At 41.3% G+C, this 20,888-nt stretch carries 19 protein-coding genes; 18 read left to right on the forward strand and 1 reads right to left on the reverse strand.

The window, feature by feature from the left end:
- Positions 1-19 precede the first annotated feature (19 nt).
- The 17 genes from DW005_RS00585 (at position 20) to DW005_RS00665 (ending at position 18,654) form a co-directional block, all read left to right on the forward strand.
- The gene (locus DW005_RS00585; RefSeq protein ID WP_117477742.1) at positions 20-325 is read left to right on the forward strand and encodes a hypothetical protein; all 306 of its coding nucleotides are present in this window, start codon (positions 20-22) and stop codon (positions 323-325) included.
- 15 nt (positions 326-340) lie between these two features.
- Positions 341-1,057, forward strand: coding sequence for a DUF6115 domain-containing protein (locus tag DW005_RS00590; protein WP_117477743.1), 717 nt, complete (start codon positions 341-343; stop codon positions 1,055-1,057).
- On the forward strand, positions 1,054-1,569 hold the full coding sequence (locus DW005_RS00595; RefSeq protein WP_117477744.1) for a hypothetical protein: 516 nt from the start codon (positions 1,054-1,056) through the stop codon (positions 1,567-1,569). The genes DW005_RS00590 and DW005_RS00595 overlap by 4 nt, the downstream gene beginning before the upstream one ends.
- Before the next feature lie 152 nt (positions 1,570-1,721).
- Entirely contained in the window at positions 1,722-2,453 is a 732-nt protein-coding gene (gene rpsB / locus DW005_RS00600) for a 30S ribosomal protein S2 (protein WP_022377981.1), read from the forward strand.
- 24 nt (positions 2,454-2,477) lie between these two features.
- Entirely contained in the window at positions 2,478-3,413 is a 936-nt protein-coding gene (gene tsf, locus DW005_RS00605) for a translation elongation factor Ts (RefSeq protein ID WP_022377980.1), read from the forward strand.
- Positions 3,414-3,622: 209 nt separating this feature from the next.
- A complete protein-coding gene (locus tag DW005_RS00610; protein WP_181974891.1) occupies positions 3,623-4,150 on the forward strand; it encodes an HD domain-containing protein in 528 nt (175 codons plus the stop codon).
- Positions 4,151-4,228: 78 nt separating this feature from the next.
- Complete coding sequence (locus tag DW005_RS00615; RefSeq protein ID WP_181974892.1) at positions 4,229-6,151, forward strand: GGDEF domain-containing protein; 1,923 nt, start codon at positions 4,229-4,231, stop codon at positions 6,149-6,151.
- A 15-nt stretch (positions 6,152-6,166) separates the two neighbouring features.
- A complete protein-coding gene (locus DW005_RS00620) occupies positions 6,167-7,093 on the forward strand; it encodes a polysaccharide deacetylase family protein (RefSeq protein WP_117477747.1) in 927 nt (308 codons plus the stop codon).
- Complete coding sequence (locus tag DW005_RS00625) at positions 7,090-7,941, forward strand: polymer-forming cytoskeletal protein (protein WP_117477748.1); 852 nt, start codon at positions 7,090-7,092, stop codon at positions 7,939-7,941. The genes DW005_RS00620 and DW005_RS00625 overlap by 4 nt, the downstream gene beginning before the upstream one ends.
- A 26-nt stretch (positions 7,942-7,967) precedes the next feature.
- Entirely contained in the window at positions 7,968-8,675 is a 708-nt protein-coding gene (pyrH, locus tag DW005_RS00630; protein ID WP_117477749.1) for a UMP kinase, read from the forward strand.
- Positions 8,676-8,691: 16 nt separating this feature from the next.
- Positions 8,692-9,240, forward strand: a complete 549-nt coding sequence (frr, locus tag DW005_RS00635; protein WP_117477750.1) for a ribosome recycling factor — start codon at positions 8,692-8,694, stop codon at positions 9,238-9,240.
- A gap of 101 nt (positions 9,241-9,341) precedes the next feature.
- Positions 9,342-10,055: an isoprenyl transferase gene (locus DW005_RS00640; RefSeq protein WP_117477751.1), complete on the forward strand. Its 714-nt coding sequence runs from the start codon at positions 9,342-9,344 to the stop codon at positions 10,053-10,055.
- A gap of 12 nt (positions 10,056-10,067) precedes the next feature.
- A complete protein-coding gene (locus DW005_RS00645) occupies positions 10,068-10,880 on the forward strand; it encodes a phosphatidate cytidylyltransferase (protein WP_117477752.1) in 813 nt (270 codons plus the stop codon).
- A 16-nt stretch (positions 10,881-10,896) separates the two neighbouring features.
- Complete coding sequence (gene dxr, locus DW005_RS00650; protein ID WP_117477753.1) at positions 10,897-12,057, forward strand: 1-deoxy-D-xylulose-5-phosphate reductoisomerase; 1,161 nt, start codon at positions 10,897-10,899, stop codon at positions 12,055-12,057.
- Positions 12,054-13,190 (forward strand): M50 family metallopeptidase, encoded by a 1,137-nt coding sequence (locus DW005_RS00655; protein ID WP_117477754.1) that lies wholly within the window; start codon positions 12,054-12,056, stop codon positions 13,188-13,190. Before dxr ends, DW005_RS00655 begins: the two co-directional genes overlap by 4 nt.
- 18 nt (positions 13,191-13,208) lie before the next feature.
- Positions 13,209-14,261: a flavodoxin-dependent (E)-4-hydroxy-3-methylbut-2-enyl-diphosphate synthase gene (gene ispG, locus DW005_RS00660; protein ID WP_117477755.1), complete on the forward strand. Its 1,053-nt coding sequence runs from the start codon at positions 13,209-13,211 to the stop codon at positions 14,259-14,261.
- 16 nt (positions 14,262-14,277) lie between these two features.
- A complete protein-coding gene (locus tag DW005_RS00665) occupies positions 14,278-18,654 on the forward strand; it encodes a PolC-type DNA polymerase III (protein ID WP_242989328.1) in 4,377 nt (1,458 codons plus the stop codon).
- 3 nt (positions 18,655-18,657) lie between these two features.
- Here DW005_RS00665 and DW005_RS00670 read toward each other — a convergent pair whose 3' ends face one another.
- Complete coding sequence (locus DW005_RS00670; RefSeq protein WP_117477757.1) at positions 18,658-18,879, reverse strand: hypothetical protein; 222 nt, start codon at positions 18,877-18,879, stop codon at positions 18,658-18,660.
- A gap of 217 nt (positions 18,880-19,096) precedes the next feature.
- On the opposite strand from DW005_RS00670, the gene DW005_RS00675 reads away from it, so the two are divergent.
- Complete coding sequence (locus DW005_RS00675; RefSeq protein WP_117477758.1) at positions 19,097-20,860, forward strand: penicillin-binding Tp47 domain C-containing protein; 1,764 nt, start codon at positions 19,097-19,099, stop codon at positions 20,858-20,860.
- Positions 20,861-20,888 lie beyond the last annotated feature (28 nt).

Genomic DNA, 20,888 nt, shown 5'->3' on the forward strand with positions numbered 1-20,888 from the left:
AAAAAAGGAGGCGTTTTCTATGTCTATGGGTTCAATTGATGCAGTTACTATGGCGCCAAGAACGCTGAATGCGGCAGATGCACAGGGCCGTGAGTTGAATCAGAATCAGCATATTTATGACCAGAATGGCATTCAGTTTCAGCAGGAAGTAAGGCGTGAAAGCAGACAAACAGTAGAAACGCAGGAAAGCGAAACAAAGGATTACGATAAGAAAGGAAACGGAAAAGGGACAGGTGCGAAAAATTCCTCAAAAAAGAAACAAAAACAGGAAAAAAAGGAACGATTAGCACCTCGTTCGACCGGAAGTTTTGATATTACGATTTAAGAAGAAGGATGGATTATGACAGCGATAGAAATCATATTGATTATTATTGGCTTTCTCTGCCTGTGTGTAAGCTGCTTTGTGGCAAAAAAGAATAGCGGTTTTGCAGAGGGGGAAAAGGAAAGTTTAAGTTCCGAACTTTGGACAGAGAAAGAAGAAGAAAAAATCAAAGAACGTGTCGGAGAAATTTTATCCGAGAGACAGGATGAATTAGTGGACACGACTGAGGAGCGGATGAATCGTTTGTGCAATGATAAAATCATGGCGGTGGATGAATTTTCACAGCAGATTTTGGAAAAAATTGATGCCAACCATCAGGAAGTTGTCTTTATGTACAACATGCTGAGTGAAAAAGAAAAAGAATTGAAAGAATTTATGTCGAAACCGGTGAAGAAAGAATCCATGGCTGAAACACGTATGGCATCGGAACCGGCGGTTTCAAATCGGATGGATTTAAATCCGGTCACGGCTTCCCAGACAGCGATTTCACGTCTGACTGCAAATACACAAGAAGCAGAAAAGAAAAAAACGGTAAAAAAAGCAGAGCCAAAAAAGGCAGTAAAAAATGAAACATCCAAACCTGAAATGTCAGTGGCAGGGCAGGGGAATGTAAATGAAAAGATTAAGGAATTACACAAACAGGGAAAATCTGTTTTAGAAATATCAAAACAACTAAATATCGGACAGGGTGAAGTAAAACTTGTTCTTGCACTTTATGGGGGGGATAACAAATGAAGATGAGGTATTTCCTCCGGGGACTTGGCGTGGGTGTTTTACTTGCAACACTGTTATTGTGTATTAGCTACCGCGGACAAAACAGCGAAAATTCAATTATTAAACAGGCTAAAGAACTTGGTATGCAATTTCCGGAAAAAACACCGGATACGCTGATACAGCCGTCAGTTGCGCCTTCACAGGCAGCGACGGGACAGGCAGTGGCAGTACAGTCTAAGAAGCCAGTTCGGACGAAAACACCGGATTCTACGGCTGCACAGAAAGCAACAAAAGAGCCAAAAGAAACACAGAAACCAAGTGAGAAAACACGTTCCTTTACAGTGCGGAGCGGTCTTTTGTCAAGTTCTGTTTCCCGTGAATTAAAAGAGGCTGGTTTTATTAAGGATGCCGATAAATTTGACCATTATTTAGAAAAAAGCGGTTTGGCAAAAAAATTAATTGCCGGCGATTATAAAATACCGGTTGGCGCATCGCAGGAAGAAGTTGCGCGGATTATTACCGGTGGAAAATAATACTTGCAATTTTGTTCGGTTTATGATATTATAAATCGGATTGAAAAAATCACATTCGCCGATTTTTGCTATGGTGCTGTCTTTTTTTGCGAAGACAGTGTAACAAAAAGAAGAAGCGGATGGAAGAAAAAACCAAATGGAGGTACGAAATAATGAGTGTTATTTCAATGAAACAGTTACTGGAAGCAGGTGTTCATTTTGGACATCAGACAAGAAGATGGAACCCTAAAATGGCTGAGTACATCTACACAGAGAGAAATGGTATTTATATCATTGATCTTCAGAAATCTGTAGGTAAAGTAGATGAAGCTTACAATGCAGTAAAAGATATTGCAGCAGAAGGTGGCAAAATCCTTTTCGTAGGTACCAAAAAACAGGCTCAGGATTCTATTAAAGCAGAAGCAGAGCGCTGCGGTATGTACTATGTAAACGAGAGATGGCTCGGTGGTATGCTTACAAACTTCGAGACAATCCAGACTCGTATTAAGAGATTAAAAGCAATCGAGAAAATGTCAGAAGATGGAACTTTCGATGTTCTGCCTAAGAAAGAGGTTATTAACCTTAAGAAAGAATGGGCAAAACTTGAGAAGAATCTTGGCGGTATCAAAGACATGAAAGATATCCCGGATGCAATCTTTGTAGTGGATCCGAAAAAAGAGAGAATTTGTATTCAGGAAGCACACATCCTTGGTATTCCTTTGATTGGTATTGTAGATACAAACTGTGATCCGGAAGAACTTGATTATGTAATTCCTGGTAACGACGATGCAATTCGTGCCGTTAAATTGATTGTTTCTAAGATGGCAGACGCTGTTATTGAGGCAAATCAGGGCGAGTCTTTAGCAGAAGAGACAGAAGAAGCATCTGAGGCAGAAGCAGAGTAAGAAAGAGAAAGGTAGGATTTAAAAATGGCTATTTCAGCATCAATGGTAAAAGAGTTAAGAGAAAAAACAGGTGCCGGCATGATGGATTGTAAGAAGGCACTTACAAATACAGATGGTGATATGGACAAGGCTGTTGAATGGCTTCGCGAGAATGGTCTTGCAAAGGCAGAGAAGAAAGCCGGACGTATCGCTGCTGAGGGTATTGTTAAGACAAACATCAGTGAAGATGGCAAGAAAGCAGCTATCGTTGAAGTAAACAGCGAGACTGACTTTGTAGCAAAGAATGAGAAATTCCAGGATTTCGTTGCTGCTGTAGCAGATCAGGTAAATGCTTCCTCTGCTGCTGATATTGATGCCTTTTTGGCTGAGCCATGGGCTGGTGATTCTTCTAAGACAGTAAAAGAAGAACTTGCTTCTATGGTTGCTACCATCGGTGAGAACATGAATATCCGTCGTTTTGAGAAAGTAACCTGCGACAATGGTATTGTTGTTGATTACATTCACGCCGGCGGTAAAATCGGTGTTTTGATTGCTGCTGAGACAGATAACACCGGAGCAGAAGTAGTTGAGTGCTTGAAAAACGTAGCAATGCAGATTGCTGCTATGAATCCTCAGTATCTTTCATCCGATGATGTATCCGATGAATACAAAGAGAGAGAAAAAGCAGTTCTTCTTGCTCAGGCGAAAAACGACCCTAAGAATGCAAACAAACCGGATAATATCATTGAGAAAATGATTATCGGACGTTTGAACAAAGAGCTGAAAGAAGTATGTCTGACCGAGCAGGTTTATGTAAAAGCTGAGAACAAAGAGACTGTTGCTAAGTATGTAGAATCTGTTGCAAAAGCAGTTGGATGCAACCTGACACTTAAGAGCTTCGTTCGTTTCGAGACCGGTGAAGGCCTTGAGAAGAAAGAAGAAGACTTCGCAGCAGAAGTTGCCGCTCAGATGGGTAACTAAGAAATATTTCTTGGTACAGATAAGGCAAGAGAATATAGCATTTTTTAGTTCAATATTTGATTGAAATAATAAGACATCATTGTTTGCTAAGATGTAGACGATGATGTCTTTTTGCTTCCGTAGTTTAGAAAGAAAAAACATCCACCTATCATTGAACTATTCCAGTAAATATGCTACAATTTATATATCATACATTATAAATGAGGGGCATGGATAAAAAGCGCATGGATGAGAAGGAACGATACCAAAAAGCTGAGGCTTTTGCAACAGAAAAACATAAGGGGCAGTTCCGCATTGGCGGCGAACCGTATATTATGCATCCTTTAGCGGTGGCGGAAATCGTGAGAAATCAAGGCTATGGGATGGACTACCAGATTACAGCTTTATTTCACGATTTGTTAGAGGACACCGATGCGACCGAAGAGGAGATTTTTGATCTTGGTGGTGCGCGGGTGTTAGAAGCGGTGCGCCTTTTGACAAAACAAGAAGGATATGTCATGGCTGAATATGTGGCAGGAATCCGCACAAACCCAATTGCATTTGTTGTGAAAGCGGCTGACCGGTTACATAATTTGAGAACCGCTTTTTGTACGGATGAGGCGTTTCGGAGAGCGTATGTTCTGGAAACGCGGCAGTGGTATATGGATTTCTCGGATGAAATTAAAGAGGCGGCAGAAGAGCTCGCAAAAACAGTCCCTGGTTTCACAAAAACAGACAGCGCAAGTGTAGACAAATGAGAAAAAACATGTGGAAATATTTTTATAATATGATATAATATGAGTAAGTGTGTGCAAAGTACGGAAAGGAGAAACCATATGTTTGAAAATGGGAGAAAAACGATTGGTGTAATTCTTTGTGATGTGTCATCACATTATCAGGAACAAATCTGCCAGACGTTGTCGATGTATGCAAAAGAGGCAGATTATAATTTAGCGTATTTTACATTCTTTTCGTGCTATGGAACCGAAACAACAAGAAATGGCAGAGGAGAAGCAAATATTGTTCACTTGATTCCGTTTGAGAAATTGGATGCTATTATTTTATGCCACGACACTTTGGTGAATAAACCGGCGCTTGATTATGTGGTTGACAGTATTGAGAAAAAATGTGACTGCCCGGTTGTTACACTGCGTCATGACTTAAAGGATTACCCGGCGGTGTTAGTGAATCAGGAACACCGCATAGAAGATTTGGTGTACCATTTTGTGGATGAACACCATAAAACAAAAATTGCATTTATGTCGGGACCGTTTGACCATCCGGATACGATTACAAGACTGGCTGATTATAAACGGGCTTTGGCAAACCGTGGGATTCCATTTGATGAACGCATGGTATATGAAGGGGATTATTGGACGAAGAAAGCGAAAGAAGCAGCCGATTACTTTACGATGGAACTGGCTGAAAAACCGGAAGTAATTGTGTGTGCAAATGATTATATGGCAAGTTCTTTAATGAACGAATTGATTGCTAAAGGTTTTCTGGTACCGGATGACATTGCCGTTTCCGGCTTTGATAATATATGGGAATCTTCGATTACCCTCCCACCGATTACGACAGTTTCTGTGCCGGTTCATGATATGGTGAAACAGGCGGTTGGGCTTATTGAAGCCATGTGGCGTGGCGAAACAGTACCACAGAAAAGTTATGTGAATTCCGAAGTGATTTTCCGTAATTCCTGTGGCTGTGAGACATTTAATATGCAGTCGATGTTAGCCAAACGTGTTCGTCAGATGAATGAATACCAGAGTATTATGGAGTCAAATCAGAGTAACACATATATGTTTATTGATTTGTCAGATCTTGATCATGTGGACGGCATTGAAAAGTCACTCCGTATAGGTGCGAATGACCATATTGACAGTTTTTTTATCTGCTTAGGTGAAGGACGCGGTGAGCAGTATCCGAAATACTGTTCTCCGGCAAACGGCTTTGCTAAGAAGAGTAAAGTTGTTGGCGGTTTGTTTCATAAAAGAGCCTGTGTGTTTGATGTATTTGAAACTTCACAGCTTTTGCCAAAAGATGTATCGGAAGATAAGCCGATGATTTATTATTTTTTCCCGATTCATAACAACCAGTTTTCTTACGGTTATCTGGCTGTGTCTTATGAGGATAATTACAGCACAAATAAGACATTTAATAACTGGCTTGCAATTCTTGGCAATGCGCTAGAGATGATTCGCATTAAACAGAAAAACCAGGGACTTCTTCAGGAATTGAACAATTTATATGTCCATGATGCACTGACCGGTTTATACAACCGGAGAGGATTTGATTCCGTTTCCCTTGAAAAATATAAAAGGGCGAAAAAGGAGAAGAAGTCATTTGTAATATTTGCTATTGATATGGATAATCTGAAAGTGGTCAATGACCGTTTTGGACATATGAATGGAGATTTGGCACTGCGGACAATTGGTGAGGCGATGCAGGCGGTGGCAGGAAAAGAAGATGCTTGTGCCCGTGTCGGCGGCGATGAATATAATGTCGTTGGAATTGGTTATACAGAAGATATGGCAGAGCAGTTTGTAAAGGATTTTAATGGGTATCTGGAAGACTTTAATGAAGAGAGTGAACTACCATATCTGGTAAAGGCAAGTGTTGGTTACTGTCTTTTGGAATCCGAAAAGGAGAGAGACTTAGAGGACTGCGTGAATGCGGCAGATGGTAAATTGTATGAGTATAAGCGCGATAAGAAGAAAAAGAAATTAGATAACGTGCTGCGAGAAATGGAAGGATAAGGAGGTCGCTGTTAGGTGACAGGAAATACAGTTCATGCAGCGGAGGCTGCTTATCGGAAGAAAAGGGTAAAGCGAATTAAGAAAATTATTGTAGGGACAGCTATTGTACTTTTGTTACTGCCTACGATAATGTGTTTGTTTTTATTAGTGAAGGTTCATTCACTGGAAAAGCAGATTGAGACGATTACCAAGGTGTCGGATTCGGGTGTTGTCAAAGCACAGGAAAAAGAGGTGAAGACAACGAAAGCGCCAAAAAAGGCAACGACTGCCGAGCCAACGATAAAACCAACGGATGATACAACTACAAAAAAGGTTTATCTGACTTTTGATGATGGTCCGGGAAGCCAGTCGGGGAAAATTTTGGATATACTGAAAAAGAACCATGTGAAAGCAACTTTTTTTGTGACAGGAAAAGAGGACGCTTCGTCGAAGAAAATATATCAGCGGATTGTAAAAGAAGGCCACACGTTAGCAATGCATTCTTATTCACACATTCAGGATGTGATTTATGATTCTAAAGAGGCTTTTGAGAAAGATTTAAAGCAAATCAACCGTTGCTTATATGAAGCAACCGGAGTACACACGAAGTTTTATCGTTTTCCGGGAGGAAGCAGTACGCAGAATACATCACTTCCAATCCAGAATTTTATTGATGTGTTAAAGAAAAACCATTATCTGTATTTAGACTGGAATGTTATCAGTCCTGATATCAATAATGCAAATGCCACAAAAGAACAAGTGGTAACCGGCGTTATGCAGGGCGTTGATGCATATGATACAGCAGTTGTACTTATGTATGATGTGGCAGACAAACCGATGACGGTAAAAGCACTGCCATCTATTATAAAACAAATTAAGGCTAAAAATTATGAATTGTTGCCGGTGGATGAGTCGATGATACTCATTCAGCACAACAATGGAAATCAGGAGGAAGGAAAATGAGTTTTTTTAAGGACTTAAAAGAGGATATTGCTCAGTCCGTAAATGAGTTGACAGAGAGTCTGGATGAAAATCTGGCAGTGGATGATGAGAAAACAAAAGAGACAGTTTCGATGAGTGAATTGACAACCGATTTTCCGCCGGAAGAACCGACAGAAGAGGTTCCGGAATTAGTTGTGGAAAATAATGAGACGGAAGAAAATGAAATTGCGGTGGCTGCAGAGCCGGAAGAAGTAATAGAGGAGTCTGTGGAAGCACCGGTGGAAGAAGTAGTAGATGAGCCGGAGGAAATTGAAGAATCGGTTGAAGATTACGAGGAGGAAGACGTCATGAACGAAGAAGTAATGGAAGAAGCAATGGAAGGAGCAAGCATTGATAATACACCGGTGGAAGAGGTGGAAGATGATGCACAGGAAGTTACCGTAATTACGAAAGGAACAACCATTAACGGTGGCATCAAATCCGATACATCACTCGTTGTAAAAGGTACCATTGAAGGTGATGTAGAATGTGAGGGCAAATTAACAATTACCGGTAAAGTAGCAGGTAATACAATTGCTTCCGAAATTTATGTGAACACACCAAGACTGGAAGGTGATATTAACAGTCGTGGTATTGTAAAAATTGATGTAGGAACAGTCGTAATTGGCAGTATTAGCTGTACTTCCGTACTGGTTGCAGGTGCAGTAAAAGGAAACATTGAAGTAAATGGTCCTGTTATTGTGGATTCTACAGCGGTAGTGAAAGGTGATATTAAAGCAAAATCCATTCAGATTAACAGTGGAGCTGTTATTGATGGACATTGCTCTTTGGCATATGCCGATGTGGATTTGGATTCATTCTTTGAATAAGAAATATAACAGGAGGCTATTTCGCAATGAGCAAATATAAAAGAGTATTATTGAAATTAAGCGGTGAGGCTTTGGCAGGAGACAAGGGGACCGGTTTTGACGAGGCAACCTGTGTACCGGTTGCAAAACAGATTAAAGATTTGGTGGATGCCGGAACTGAAGTTGCCATTGTAATCGGTGGCGGAAACTTCTGGCGCGGACGTTCCAGTGAGACGATAGACCGCACCAAAGCAGACCAGATTGGTATGATGGCTACGGTTATGAACTGCATTTATATGTCAGAAATCTGTCGTTCCGTAGGACTTATGACACAAGTATTAACACCATTTTCCTGTGGTTCTTTTACGAAGTTATTTTCCAAAGACCGCGTCAACAAATATCTCGGCAAAGGAATGGTAGTATTCTTTGCCGGTGGAACCGGACATCCGTATTTTTCAACCGATACCGCAACGGCACTTCGTGCGATTGAAATTGATGCCGATATTATTCTCGCAGCGAAATCCATTGATGGTGTATATGATTGCGACCCGGCAGTAAATCCGGATGCGAAAAAGTATGATTCAATGCAGATGGCAGATATTGTTGACAACAAACTCGGTGTTGTAGATTTGGCGGCCGCCGTGCTTTGTCTGGAAAATAAAATGCCAATGCTGATTTTTGGTCTGAATGAAGAAAACAGTATTGCAAACGCCGTAGCAGGAAAGAGCAACGGTACGATTATTACTGTGGATTAATGGAGGTTAAACAGTCATGGAATTAAATCAATATGAAGAGAAGATGAAAAAGTCACTTGCTAATCTGGAAGAAGAATATGGTGCAATTCGTGCCGGACGTGCAAATCCAAGAATTTTAGACCGTATTCAGGTGGATTATTATGGAACACCGACTTCCTTGCAGGGCGTTGCCAATATTTCTGTACCGGAAGCCCGCATGATTCAGATTCAGCCGTGGGATGCCGGTCTTATTAAAGATATCGAGAAAGCAATTTTGGCTTCGGATTTGGGACTTACACCGGCAAACGATGGAAAAGTGATTCGTCTGGTATTTCCGGAACTTACGGAGGAACGCCGTAAAGAATTAGTAAAAGACGTTAAGAAAAAAGGTGAGGAAACTAAGGTTGCTATTCGAAACATTCGTAGAGATGCCAACGATGCTGTGAAAAAAGAAGCAAAGGCAAACGAGATTTCAGAAGACGACCAGAAACAGTTAGAAGACAAGATTCAGAAACTTACCGATGGGTATGTAAAGAAAATTGATCAGGCAATTGATGCAAAATCAACAGAAGTAATGACCGTATAGAAGGAATTTCGGTGCATGTGTGCCGGATATTAGGACAGCCTGTTCCTGCTTTGCAGGAGTCTTGTCTGTCCTTCCTTTTTTTAGAAGATGGAGGAATTTTTATGGAACGTTCAGAATTAAATGCGCCAAACCATGTTGCCATTATTTTGGATGGTAACGGAAGATGGGCAAAAAAACGATTGCTGCCACGTAAAGCAGGGCATGTTGCCGGAAGTAAAACCGTGGAGCAGATTTGTGAGGATGCCTATAATCTTGGGATAAATTATCTTACCGTATATGCGTTTTCTACGGAGAATTGGAAACGGCCACAGGATGAGGTTAATGCGCTGATGAAACTTCTCAGACAGTATTTGAAAGACTGCATTAAGAGAAGTACAAAAAATAATATGTGCGTTCGTGTAATTGGTGATATTACTCCGTTAGAAGAGGACATGAAACAGAGTATCAAAGAACTAGAAGAAGCAACAAAAGATAATACCGGACTTCATTTTCAGGTTGCTTTAAACTATGGGAGCCGGGATGAAATGACACGTGCGATGAGAAAGATGACAGCGGATGTTAAAGACGGTAAAGTAAAGCCTGAGGATATCAGTGAGGAATTGTTTGCCGGATATTTGGACACCAAAGGTCTTCCGGATCCGGATTTGTTGATTCGTACAAGTGGGGAAGAAAGACTTTCTAACTTTATGCTTTGGCAGCTTGCTTATACCGAATTTTATTTTACGGATGTTTTGTGGCCGGATTTTAATAAAAAAGAATTACAAAAAGCGATTGATTATTATAACAAAAGAGACCGTCGCTTTGGAGGAGTTTAGGAGGAGCAAATCATGTTTTTTACTCGTTTAATTAGTGGGATTGTCTTAGTGCTTGCCGCTATTTTCGTCTTTGTTCAGGGAGGTTATTTTTTGCTTTTTGCGCTCGGCATTTTGTCACTTCTTGGTTTATATGAACTGCTGCGTGTACTTCAGATGGAAAAATCTTCTCTGGCAGTGGTGACGTATGTGGCGACTGCGGTATATTATAGCATGCTTTGTATCTATGGAGGAATTGACTGGCTGTTGTTGGGACTGCTCATATTTATGATGCTTGCCCTGTTAGTGATTTATGTATTTTCTTATCCAAAGTTACGAATTGAAGATATTACGAAAGCAGTGTTTGTTTTTTTGTATGTAAGTGTTTTGTTCAGTTATATTGCAAGAACGAGAGATTTAGTTGCCGGAAACTGGTTAGTATGGCTGATTATAATTTCTGCCTGGGGCTCTGACACATTTGCTTATGTGACCGGTGTTCTGATTGGAAAACATCATTTCTCAGAACTGAGTCCGAAAAAGACGGTTGAGGGCTGCATTGGTGGTGTTGTCGGTGCCGGACTGCTTGGTTTTTGCTATGCCTTTTTCTTTCCGGAATATGCCGCTTTTACAGCAAATCCATATATCGTATTTCCGTTGGTTACAGTGATTGGAGCGTTGATTTCGCAGGTTGGTGATTTAACAGCCTCTGCGATTAAAAGAAATTATGAAATCAAGGATTATGGAAAGATAATTCCCGGACATGGCGGCGTATTAGACCGGTTCGACAGTGTAATATTTGTAGCACCTTTTGTTTATTATTTATTAGCCCTTACAATGAATCTTGGCTGATTGGGAGGAATTGAAATTGAAAAGAGTAACGATTCTTGGAGCGACTGGTTCCATTGGAACACAGACGTTGGATGTTATTTCACAGAATTCGGACGATTTTGAAGTGGTTGCTCTGACGGCGAGTGAGAGTGTAGAAAAAATGGCAGAATTGATTCAGCGTTTCTGTCCGTCTTATGCCGTTATGAAAAATGAAGAAAAGGCGGAAGAGTTAAGAAAATTGCTGCCGAATCATTCCTGTGAGATTTTATACGGAATGGATGGCTTTGTTGCGGTTTCTACTCTGCCAAATGTAGATGTGGTAGTTGCTGCGATGGTTGGCATGATTGGACTTCGCCCGGTCATGGAGGCAATCCGTGCGGGAAAGGATATTGCCCTTGCCAATAAAGAAACATTGGTGACGGCAGGACATATCATTATGCCGCTTGCTAAAGAATACGGCGTGTCAATTCTTCCGGTAGACAGTGAACATTCCGCTATTTTCCAGTGTTTAAACGGTGAGAAAAAGTCACAGATTGAAACTCTTTTTCTGACAGCGTCCGGCGGGCCGTTCCGCCACGGTACGAAAGAGGAACTGGAAAAAGTAACGGTAGAACAGGCACTTATGCATCCGAACTGGAGCATGGGGGCAAAAATTACAATTGATTCAGCGACGATGATAAATAAAGGTCTGGAAATGATTGAGGCAAAGTGGCTGTTTGATGTGGATATCGATAAAATTCATGTGTTGGTTCAGCCTAAAAGCGTGATTCATTCCATGGTTGGCTTTGTTGACGGTGCTGTGATGGCGCAGCTTGGAACACCGGACATGAGGCTTCCGATTCAGTATGCCCTATATTATCCGGAGCGTAATTATTTGGGCGGAGAAAGGCTTAATTTTGAGGCATTAGCGGATATTCAATTTGAAAAACCAAATACGGATGTTCTGCGGGGAATCCCAATTGCTGTGGGGGCAAGCCGGATTGGCGGCAGTATGCTGACTGCGATGAATGCGGCGAATGAGTATGCAGTTGCGAGATTTTTAAAGAAAGACATCGCTTTTTTACAAATTTATGATATGATAGAATATGCTATGAGTAAACATCAGGTAATTAAGCATCCTGATTTGTCTCAGATTTTAGAAACCGAAAGGGAAACATATGAACGTTTAAATAAAGATTGGAGGAATGTAAGCAGATGAGTGCATGGACCATTTTTTTGGCAATTTTAGTTTTTAGTGTAATTATTTTATTTCATGAATTTGGACATTTTATCGTGGCAAAATGGAATAAGGTGAAAGTTTTAGAGTTTTCGCTTGGTATGGGGCCGCGTTTGATTTCATGGGTGAAAACAAGTGAGGGAAGAAAAATCATGTTTTTGAAATCCTCCGCGTTTTTAGAAGAACACCCGGAGTATAATGAGCAGACAATTTATTCTTGGAAACTGCTTCCTTTTGGCGGTTCCTGTATGATGTTAGGTGAAGAAGAGGATATCGCAGATGATTCTTCCTTCAGCAGAAAATCCGTTTATGCGCGGATGGCAATTATTTTTGCGGGACCATTTTTTAACTTCATTTTAGCATTTATATTTTCTGTTATACTGACTGCGGTAATGGGATATCAAAGTCCACAGATTACAGTTGTGGCTGACAACACACCGGCACAAAAGAGTGGTTTGCAGGTTGGCGATGTAGTCAAAGAAATCAATGGGAAAACGATGACAATTGACGGTGATATCAGTTTGTATACCGCTTATTATGGCTTTCCTAAGGGCGAAGATGTGACGATGGTCGTAGAGCGTGACGGTCAGGAAAAAACGATTGTCATGAAACCGGAACTTATGAAAGATGCAAGTGGAAATGAAAATTACCGTATCGGAATTAACCACGGAAAGTGGGAAAAAGTAGGTATTCTTGGCAATTTGAAGTATTCCACTTATGAAATGAAGTATTGGATTGAAACGGTTGTAAAGAGCCTGCAGGGACTGGTGACAAAACGCTTTAAGGCAAGTGATGTGTCAGGACCGGTCGGCATTGTATCAACGATGGGCAAAAACATCGAAGCCAGTGGTGACAAAGACAATGGCGGCGGACCGGGTATGATGGTTATGAGCATGATTTACTGGTGTATTATGTTATCTGCCAACCTTGGCGTTATGAATTTACTTCCGATTCCGGCATTGGATGGCGGACGGTTACTGTTTTTGATTATTGAGTGGATTCGCAGAAAACCGATGAATCCAAAATATGAGGGCTATGTTAATATGGCAGGTTTTATGCTCTTGATGCTGTTAATGGTGGTCATTCTTGGGCATGATATTATCAATTTGTTCTAGTAAAAGGGGTTGAAAAGAATGCGTCATAAAACAAAGGAAATTCAGATTGGAAAAGTGACAATCGGCGGCACAAATCCGATTGCCATTCAGTCTATGACAAATACGAAAACAGAAGATGTGAAAGCAACGGTATCTCAGATTTTGCAGCTGGAGAAGGCAGGCTGTGAAATTATCCGCTGTGCCATTCCGACCATGGAAGCGGCAAAATCTTTGGAAGAGATAAAAAAACAGATTCACATTCCTTTGGTGGCGGACATTCATTTTGATTACCGTCTTGCCATTGCGGCGGTGGAACACGGTGCAGATAAAATAAGAATTAATCCGGGAAACATTGGCAGCAATGAGAGAATAAAGGCAGTGGTTGACTGCTGTAAAGAGCGTCAGGTGCCAATTCGTGTAGGCGTAAACAGTGGCTCTCTGGAAAAAAATCTGGTTGAGAAATATGGTGGCGTCACGGCACGGGGGCTGGTTGAAAGTGCACTTGACAAGGTGTCCATAATTACGGACATGGGATATGATAATCTTGTAATCAGCATCAAGTCCTCTGATGTTTTAATGTGTATCAGGGCGCATGAAGAACTGGCAAAGCAGACGGATTTTCCACTGCATGTAGGAATTACGGAATCGGGAACGGTGTATTCGGGAAGTGTTAAATCGGCAGTTGGTCTTGGTACAATTTTGTATCAGGGAATTGGCGATACTATCCGTGTTTCTCTTACCGGAGACCCTGTGAAAGAGGTGCAGGCAGCTAAACTGATTTTGCAGACATTAGGACTTTATAAAGGTGGTGTACAGGTTGTATCCTGTCCGACCTGCGGACGTACCCAGATTGATTTGATTTCATTGGCCGGTAAAGTAGAAGAAATGGTGAAAGATTTTGATTTGGATATCAAAGTTGCCGTTATGGGCTGTGCAGTAAATGGTCCGGGTGAGGCAAAGGAAGCCGATATCGGGATTGCCGGAGGAATTGGTGAAGGTTTATTAATTAAGAAGGGCGAAATTGTAAAGAAAGTGCCGGAAAGCGAGTTGTTAGAGACTTTGCGGCAGGAACTTTTACACTGGAAAGATTGAGAAAGGGTTGATTTTTGTGGTACATTTTTTTGAAGCATTTCCGGAATTATCAATCGAGGACTCCTTATATAATTATTTTTCAGGAACTATGGTGGAGAAGGTCAGCGCATCGCGTACGAAGATGCTGGCCTTTATTTACTGTCAAAGTGACCAGCTGCTTCACAGACGAACGATACATACGATGGAGCATGCTTTGTATTCGCAGGTGTTCCGTAAAATGGGAGTGCAGCCAAAGTTAGAGATGTATTACCCGTTTGCAGCGTCTTATGAGGTGGATGAACTGGTGGAAAAATGCGAAGATATTTTAAAAGAAGAGTTAAAAGAACATGACACGGTTGAACATATGAAATTTTGCAGCCATCCATTTGAAGTGGAGGGAAACTCGATTGTTTTAACTTGTGATGATGATTTTCTGTGTCATGAAAAAAGTAAAGAAATTAAAGAATTTTTATCCAAACGATTAAAACGCAGTTTTGGTCAGGAAGTCGATATTTCTTTTCGCTATGAGAAAAAGGAAAGAAAGATTGATAGAAAGCCGGAAATTTACACCGTAGTACGAAAAAAAGAAGAGAAAGAAAATGAAGAAGCGGTGGAAGAGGCACGCCAGATACAAAAAAAGAAAACATATGTGGCAAAGAAAAAAAAGACAAGAGATCCCAGTGTGTTTTTTGGCTCCAATGTGGAAGGGGCAGTTATGCCAATCAGCGATATTGTGGACGAAATTGGAGAAGTCGTTATCGCCGGTATGATTCGAAGTGTGGAAGAACGAGAATTCAGTAATGGTGAAAAATTGATAATTTCTTTTGCTATTACGGATTTTACCGATACGATTCGCTGTCTTATGTTTGTGAAAAAAACAAAGGCAGAGGAATTGTCTCTTTCTGAGTTTATAAAGGGCGGAAATTATGTAAAAGTAAAAGGGCATGCTTCTTTTGATGATTATTCAAAGGAACTTGTCATTAAAAACATAGATGGTGCCAAAGAAATTGATGATTTCCGCGTTGGCAGAAAAGACGAGGCACCGGTAAAACGTGTGGAACTTCATGCACATACGCAGATGAGTGATATGGATGCGGTGGTAGACTGTCAGAAATTGGTAACAAGAGCACAGGAGTGGGGACACCCTGCCATTGCAATTACTGACCATGGTGTTGTTCAGTCTTTTGCGGATGCCGACCATGCCATTAAAGATGATAATTTTAAGGTGATTTATGGCTGTGAGGCATACTTAGTAGACGATTTGGACGATACCGTTGTAAATGAAGAAGGGCAGACTTTGCAGGATTCGTTTGTTGTCTTTGACTTGGAAACAACCGGTTTTTCGCCAACGAGAAACCGCATTATTGAAATTGGTGCGGTAAAAGTGGAAAAGGGAAAAATCACGGACCGCTTCAGTACATTTGTAAATCCGGAGGTAGCAATTCCACCGAGAATTACTGACGTGACAAGTATTACGGATGACATGGTAAGTGATGCACCAAAAATCGAGACGATACTTCCGGAATTCCTTGACTTTTGCAAGGGGTGTGTATTAGTTGCCCACAATGCCGGATTTGACTATAGTTTTATCTGCAAAAAAGGAGCCGAGCAGGGCAGAGATATTCATTATACGGTTGTAGATACGGTTGGTGTGGCACGTGTGTTATTTCCACATCTGGCGAAATATACGCTTGATAATGTGGCAAAGACGATGAAGATTTCACTTGTGAATCACCATCGCGCGGTCGAAGATGCTGAGGCAACTGCGGAAATTTTTGAGAAAATGATCCGAATGTTAGAAAAACAGGGCATTACAGATTTGAAGGCGTTATATGAGAGGACGCATTCGGCACCGGAAATCATTAAGAAAAAGCCGAGTTATCATGCGATTATTCTTGCAAAAAATGAAGTTGGACGTGTGAATTTGTATCATCTGGTATCAATGGCACATTTGGATTATTATGCCAGACGTCCACGTATTCCAAAGAGTCAGTTAATGAAATACAGGGAAGGATTGATTCTTGGTTCGGCATGTGAGGCGGGCGAACTGTACCGTGCACTGTTAGATGATGCAGACGAGGAGAGAATTGAAGAATTGGTGGATTTCTATGATTATCTGGAAATTCAGCCGATTGGCAACAATGAATTTATGTTTGACAAGGAAAAAGGTGCCTACGCAAACATCAATACATGGGATGATTTAAAGGAAATGAATCGCCGGATTGTAAGGCTTGGCGAAAAATATAACAAGCCTGTCTGCGCTACCTGTGATGTCCATTTCCTTGACCCGGAGGATGATATTTACCGTACAATTCTGCTTGCCGGTAAAAAGATGGATGATGGTAAACAGCCGCCACTTTATTTTAGAACAACTGAGGAGATGCTCTCGGAATTTTCCTACTTAGGAGAGGAAAAAGCAGAAGAAGTTGTTATAACGAATACGAATTTGATTGCCGATCAGATTGAGAAGATATCGCCGGTATTTCCGGATAAATGTCCGCCGGTTATTGAAAATTCCGATCAGGAGCTTCGTGATATTTGTTACAATAAGGCGCACAGTATGTACGGGGAAAATTTACCGGTGCAGGTTTCGGAGCGGCTGGAGAGGGAGTTAAACTCCATTATTTCCAACGGATTTGCCGTAATGTATATTATTGCACAGAAGCTTGTGTGGAAATCGAATGAGGACGGGTATCTTGTTGGTTCGCGTGGTTCCGTTGGTTCTTCTTTCGTTGCTACAATGTCCGGTATCACAGAGGTAAATCCGCTTCCGGCACATTATTACTGCGAAAAATGCCATTATTCGGATTTTGATTCGGACGAGGTAAAAGCGTTTGCCGGCAGTTCCGGATTTGATATGCCGCCGAAGAAATGTCCGAATTGCGGGGCAGAACTTGTGCGCGATGGACATGACATACCGTTTGAAACATTCCTTGGATTTTACGGGGATAAAGAGCCGGATATTGATTTGAACTTTTCCGGTGAATACCAGAGTAAAGCCCATGCATATACGGAAGTTATTTTTGGTGCCGGACAGACGTTCCGCGCCGGTACGGTAGGTACGCTTGCGGATAAGACGGCATACGGTTATGTGAAAAATTATTTTGAGGAGAAAGGAATTCCTAAGCGGACGGTGGAAATTGAGCGTCTGTTGGAGGGCTGTGTCGGCGTGCGCCGTACGACCGGACAGCATCCGGGAGGAATTGTTGTACTTCCAATGGGATGGACAATTGACACGTTTACACCGGTGCAGCATCCGGCAAATGACCAGACAACATCCATTATTACAACGCATTTTGATTATCATAAGATTGACCATAACCTGTTAAAACTTGATATACTCGGACACGATGATCCTACCATTATTAAGATGCTTGAGGATTTGACCGGTGTCAATGCCTTAAATATTCCGCTCGATGATGAGCAGGTGTTGTCGTTGTTTAACAATACATCGGCACTGGGTGTTACGCCGGATGATTTGATGGGACTGGATTTGGGAAGCCTTGGTGTGCCGGAGTTTGGTACGGAATTTGTTATGCAGATGCTTCGTGATACGAAACCGAAAAACTTCTCTGACCTTGTGCGTATTTCCGGTTTGTCACATGGTACGGATGTGTGGCTTAATAATGCGCAGTATTACATTGCAAGAGGTGACTGTACACTGTCTACCGCAATCTGTACGCGTGATGATATTATGACGTATTTAATTCACACAGGCGTGGAAGACGGCACGGCATTTAATATCATGGAAAAAGTTCGTAAAGGACTGGTGGCGAAAGGAAAAGTGCCACAGTGGGAAGAATGGAAGGAGACAATGAAACAGGCGGGAGTACCGGATTGGTACATTGAATCCTGTGGAAAGATTAAGTACATGTTCCCGAAAGCTCATGCGGTTGCCTATGTCATGATGGCATTTCGTATCGCATATTTTAAGGTGTATTATCCACTTGCTTATTATGCGGCTTTCTTCAGCATTCGCGCAAAAGCATTTGACTATGAGTTGATGTGTCAGGGAAGAGAGCGGTTAGAGACGACGATGAAAGACTACAAAAAGCGTTTGTCCGCAAAGCAGCTGTCTCCCAAAGAAGAAGCAGCGTATGGCGATATGAAAATTGTTCAGGAAATGTATGCCAGAGGCTATGAATTTATGCCGATTGATATATTTAGGGCAAAGGCGAAACATTTCCAAGTTATTGACGGGAAACTTATGCCGGCATTAAATACAATTGATGGTATGGGGGATAAGGCGGCAGAAGGTGTTGTGGAAGCCGCAAAAGATGGCCCGTTTACTTCATGTGAAAACTTTAAAACCCGCAGTAAAGTCAGTGGAACGATTGTGGATAAGATGCGGGAGATGGGAATGCTCGGCGACCTCCCGCTCAGCGATCAGATGTCATTGTTAGATTTTATGTGATAACTATTCGTCCTTTTTCAACTTCCGTCCTTTGAGGATGGAGCGGATACCAAGGACGGTCAGCAAAACATAAAAAACGAGTGATATGAAAAATTCCCGGTCAAAGGTAAAGCCGGTTTTTGTGTATTTCTGTATATCAAAATACAGACAGATGCCCACACAGACAAAGCAGATGAGAGCACTGCGCGTGTAAGTGGCTGATTCGCGGTCGTTGGAAGAACGCATCGTATCCCTTCTTTCTTAAATATAATAAATGTAAGGCGGCTTTTGCCGCCTTTTTAGTATATTGTCAGAGGGGAGAATTGTCAATAGAGAACCAAGTCGAAAAGAATTATCAATAGTGAAAAATAGCATTGACAGAACAGGATGTCAAATTTATAATTTGTTACGTTAGAAAATACGAACAACAGTTAGTTGTTACGAATTAAACGGAGGATAAATTATGCGTAAACAAATTGTTTTGCTGGCAAAGAAAATGACAGCATGCGGATTAGCGGCAGCTATGTTATTTGGTGTTGGACCTTTTGATAAAGTAACAACATCGAAAAGTGCAGCGGCAGATGAGTCATATACTTATTTGTATGCAGATCTTAATTGGGCAGAGTATTGGGCTGCGGAAGATGTTTATTTGAAAGATGGAAAAAACATGACAGATTCCAATGAAACAGAAGATGCCCGCGGTGAATTGGATAAGGGGGCATTTGATGCGGTATCCCGTGCGACAACGAATCATGGTCTGCATCGAGGAAGTTTCCAGTGTGACGCCGTAATTACGGCGGATAATGGACAAAATTATCCGGTGTCTTATTGGGAGCAAGATAAAGATAAAAACCAGAGTTTTTATACGACAGATGGTCAGAAGATTGGATATGCAAAAGGAGTTCTGACGCTTTCGGATGCTTCAACAACAAAACTTGTAAGTTACACAGTGACTGGAATTAAATATGTACCGGTAGCGGTTAAAACAGCAGATTTACAAGACTTCAAAAGCAAATATAAAGTTGTAGAAAATGGCGGAAAACTAGTTGGTGGTTATTCTGAAAATGCTTTGTCTTCTTATGAGGAAACAGCATCGGTAACAGCGAACACCAATGGTTTGAAAATTGCTGCAAAGCAGGCCGATGGAAGTTATACATTCGGAAAGAGAAAAACAGGAACTGATTCCGGTGTAAAAGATGTTTCGCTTGCTAAGGCATCAAAGACAGTGGCATCGGTTGTGACTGATGAAAAGAAGAAAGGAAGTTATGGAGAATTTCTTCGTGTCGACATAAACAGTGAAGACGGTGCGGCAGCAAATGAAGGTTATGGACCACTTGGCTCAAGAATGCAGGCTGTAAAATGGACCTATTACGGTACAGACAGTACTCGTACAAAAGCAATTGCTTCTTATGGTACAAAATTTGCAGCTGATAACTGGATGCACAAATCAATGGGAATTCAGCTTGGACTTACTGAGTCATATCGTTCCGAACTGCCAAATGGAACAGATGGAACCGGATATTGGAATGTAACGATTTATGGCCTTGGCTATGAAGATGCAAGTTATGACGTTGAGGTAACAAAAGATGGAATTTCTGAAAATGTAACGCCTTCGGAAGCGGTAGATACTTCTGCATTACAGGCATTAGTTGATTCTGTTAAGAAAATGAATTCGGCTGATTATACAACTGCTTCATGGAAAGAAGTAGAGGGAGAACTGGCAGAAGCAGAGGAAGAACTCGCAAAAAGTGCTCACTATGAATCCATGGTAAATGAGGCTTATACTCATTTGAAAGCAGCGGTGGATGCTTTGGAAAAGGTAAAAAAAACACCATCCAATACAGCGACGCCGGTACCAACGGCAACACCGGTCCCGACAAATTCACCTGACAAGAAAAATGATTCGGTGAAAAAGGATACTGGTAAAACGGATGTATCAAAACTGGCATCTGTAAAAATCAAGAAGGCAGTTTCTAAGAAAAAGAAAACAGCTCAGATTACATGGAAAAAAGTGAGTGGAGCGACTGGATATGAAGTTCGTTACTCACTGAAAAAAAGCATGAAAAAATCGAAAACGAAATCGGTAAAGAATGTACAAAAAGTAGTAATAAAGAAATTAAAGGCCGGAAAGACTTATTATATTCAAGTACGTGCCGTAAAAACAGAATCGGGCAAAAAGTCGGTTGGCAAATGGTCAAGCGTAAAGAAGGTAAAAGTAAAAAAATAATCCTTAAATGGATGCCCGGGGAGACTAC

The sequence above is a fragment of the Clostridium sp. AF36-4 genome, from assembly GCF_003435975.1.
Lineage (GTDB): Bacteria > Bacillota > Clostridia > Lachnospirales > Lachnospiraceae > Eubacterium_F.

Excerpts from the sequence above, each read along its gene's own strand:
- DW005_RS00585 (WP_117477742.1), top strand. The coding sequence starts at position 20 with ATGTCTATGGGTTCAATTGATGCAGTTACTATGGCGCCAAGAACGCTG.
- DW005_RS00590 (WP_117477743.1), top strand. The coding sequence starts at position 341 with ATGACAGCGATAGAAATCATATTGATTATTATTGGCTTTCTCTGCCTG.
- DW005_RS00595 (WP_117477744.1), top strand. The coding sequence starts at position 1,054 with ATGAAGATGAGGTATTTCCTCCGGGGACTTGGCGTGGGTGTTTTACTT.
- rpsB (WP_022377981.1), top strand. The coding sequence starts at position 1,722 with ATGAGTGTTATTTCAATGAAACAGTTACTGGAAGCAGGTGTTCATTTT.
- tsf (WP_022377980.1), top strand. The coding sequence starts at position 2,478 with ATGGCTATTTCAGCATCAATGGTAAAAGAGTTAAGAGAAAAAACAGGT.
- DW005_RS00610 (WP_181974891.1), top strand. The coding sequence starts at position 3,623 with ATGGATAAAAAGCGCATGGATGAGAAGGAACGATACCAAAAAGCTGAG.
- DW005_RS00615 (WP_181974892.1), top strand. The coding sequence starts at position 4,229 with ATGTTTGAAAATGGGAGAAAAACGATTGGTGTAATTCTTTGTGATGTG.
- DW005_RS00625 (WP_117477748.1), top strand. The coding sequence starts at position 7,090 with ATGAGTTTTTTTAAGGACTTAAAAGAGGATATTGCTCAGTCCGTAAAT.
- pyrH (WP_117477749.1), top strand. The coding sequence starts at position 7,968 with ATGAGCAAATATAAAAGAGTATTATTGAAATTAAGCGGTGAGGCTTTG.
- frr (WP_117477750.1), top strand. The coding sequence starts at position 8,692 with ATGGAATTAAATCAATATGAAGAGAAGATGAAAAAGTCACTTGCTAAT.
- DW005_RS00640 (WP_117477751.1), top strand. The coding sequence starts at position 9,342 with ATGGAACGTTCAGAATTAAATGCGCCAAACCATGTTGCCATTATTTTG.
- DW005_RS00645 (WP_117477752.1), top strand. The coding sequence starts at position 10,068 with ATGTTTTTTACTCGTTTAATTAGTGGGATTGTCTTAGTGCTTGCCGCT.
- DW005_RS00655 (WP_117477754.1), top strand. The coding sequence starts at position 12,054 with ATGAGTGCATGGACCATTTTTTTGGCAATTTTAGTTTTTAGTGTAATT.
- ispG (WP_117477755.1), top strand. The coding sequence starts at position 13,209 with ATGCGTCATAAAACAAAGGAAATTCAGATTGGAAAAGTGACAATCGGC.
- DW005_RS00670 (WP_117477757.1), bottom strand. The coding sequence starts at position 18,879 with ATGCGTTCTTCCAACGACCGCGAATCAGCCACTTACACGCGCAGTGCT.
- DW005_RS00675 (WP_117477758.1), top strand. The coding sequence starts at position 19,097 with ATGCGTAAACAAATTGTTTTGCTGGCAAAGAAAATGACAGCATGCGGA.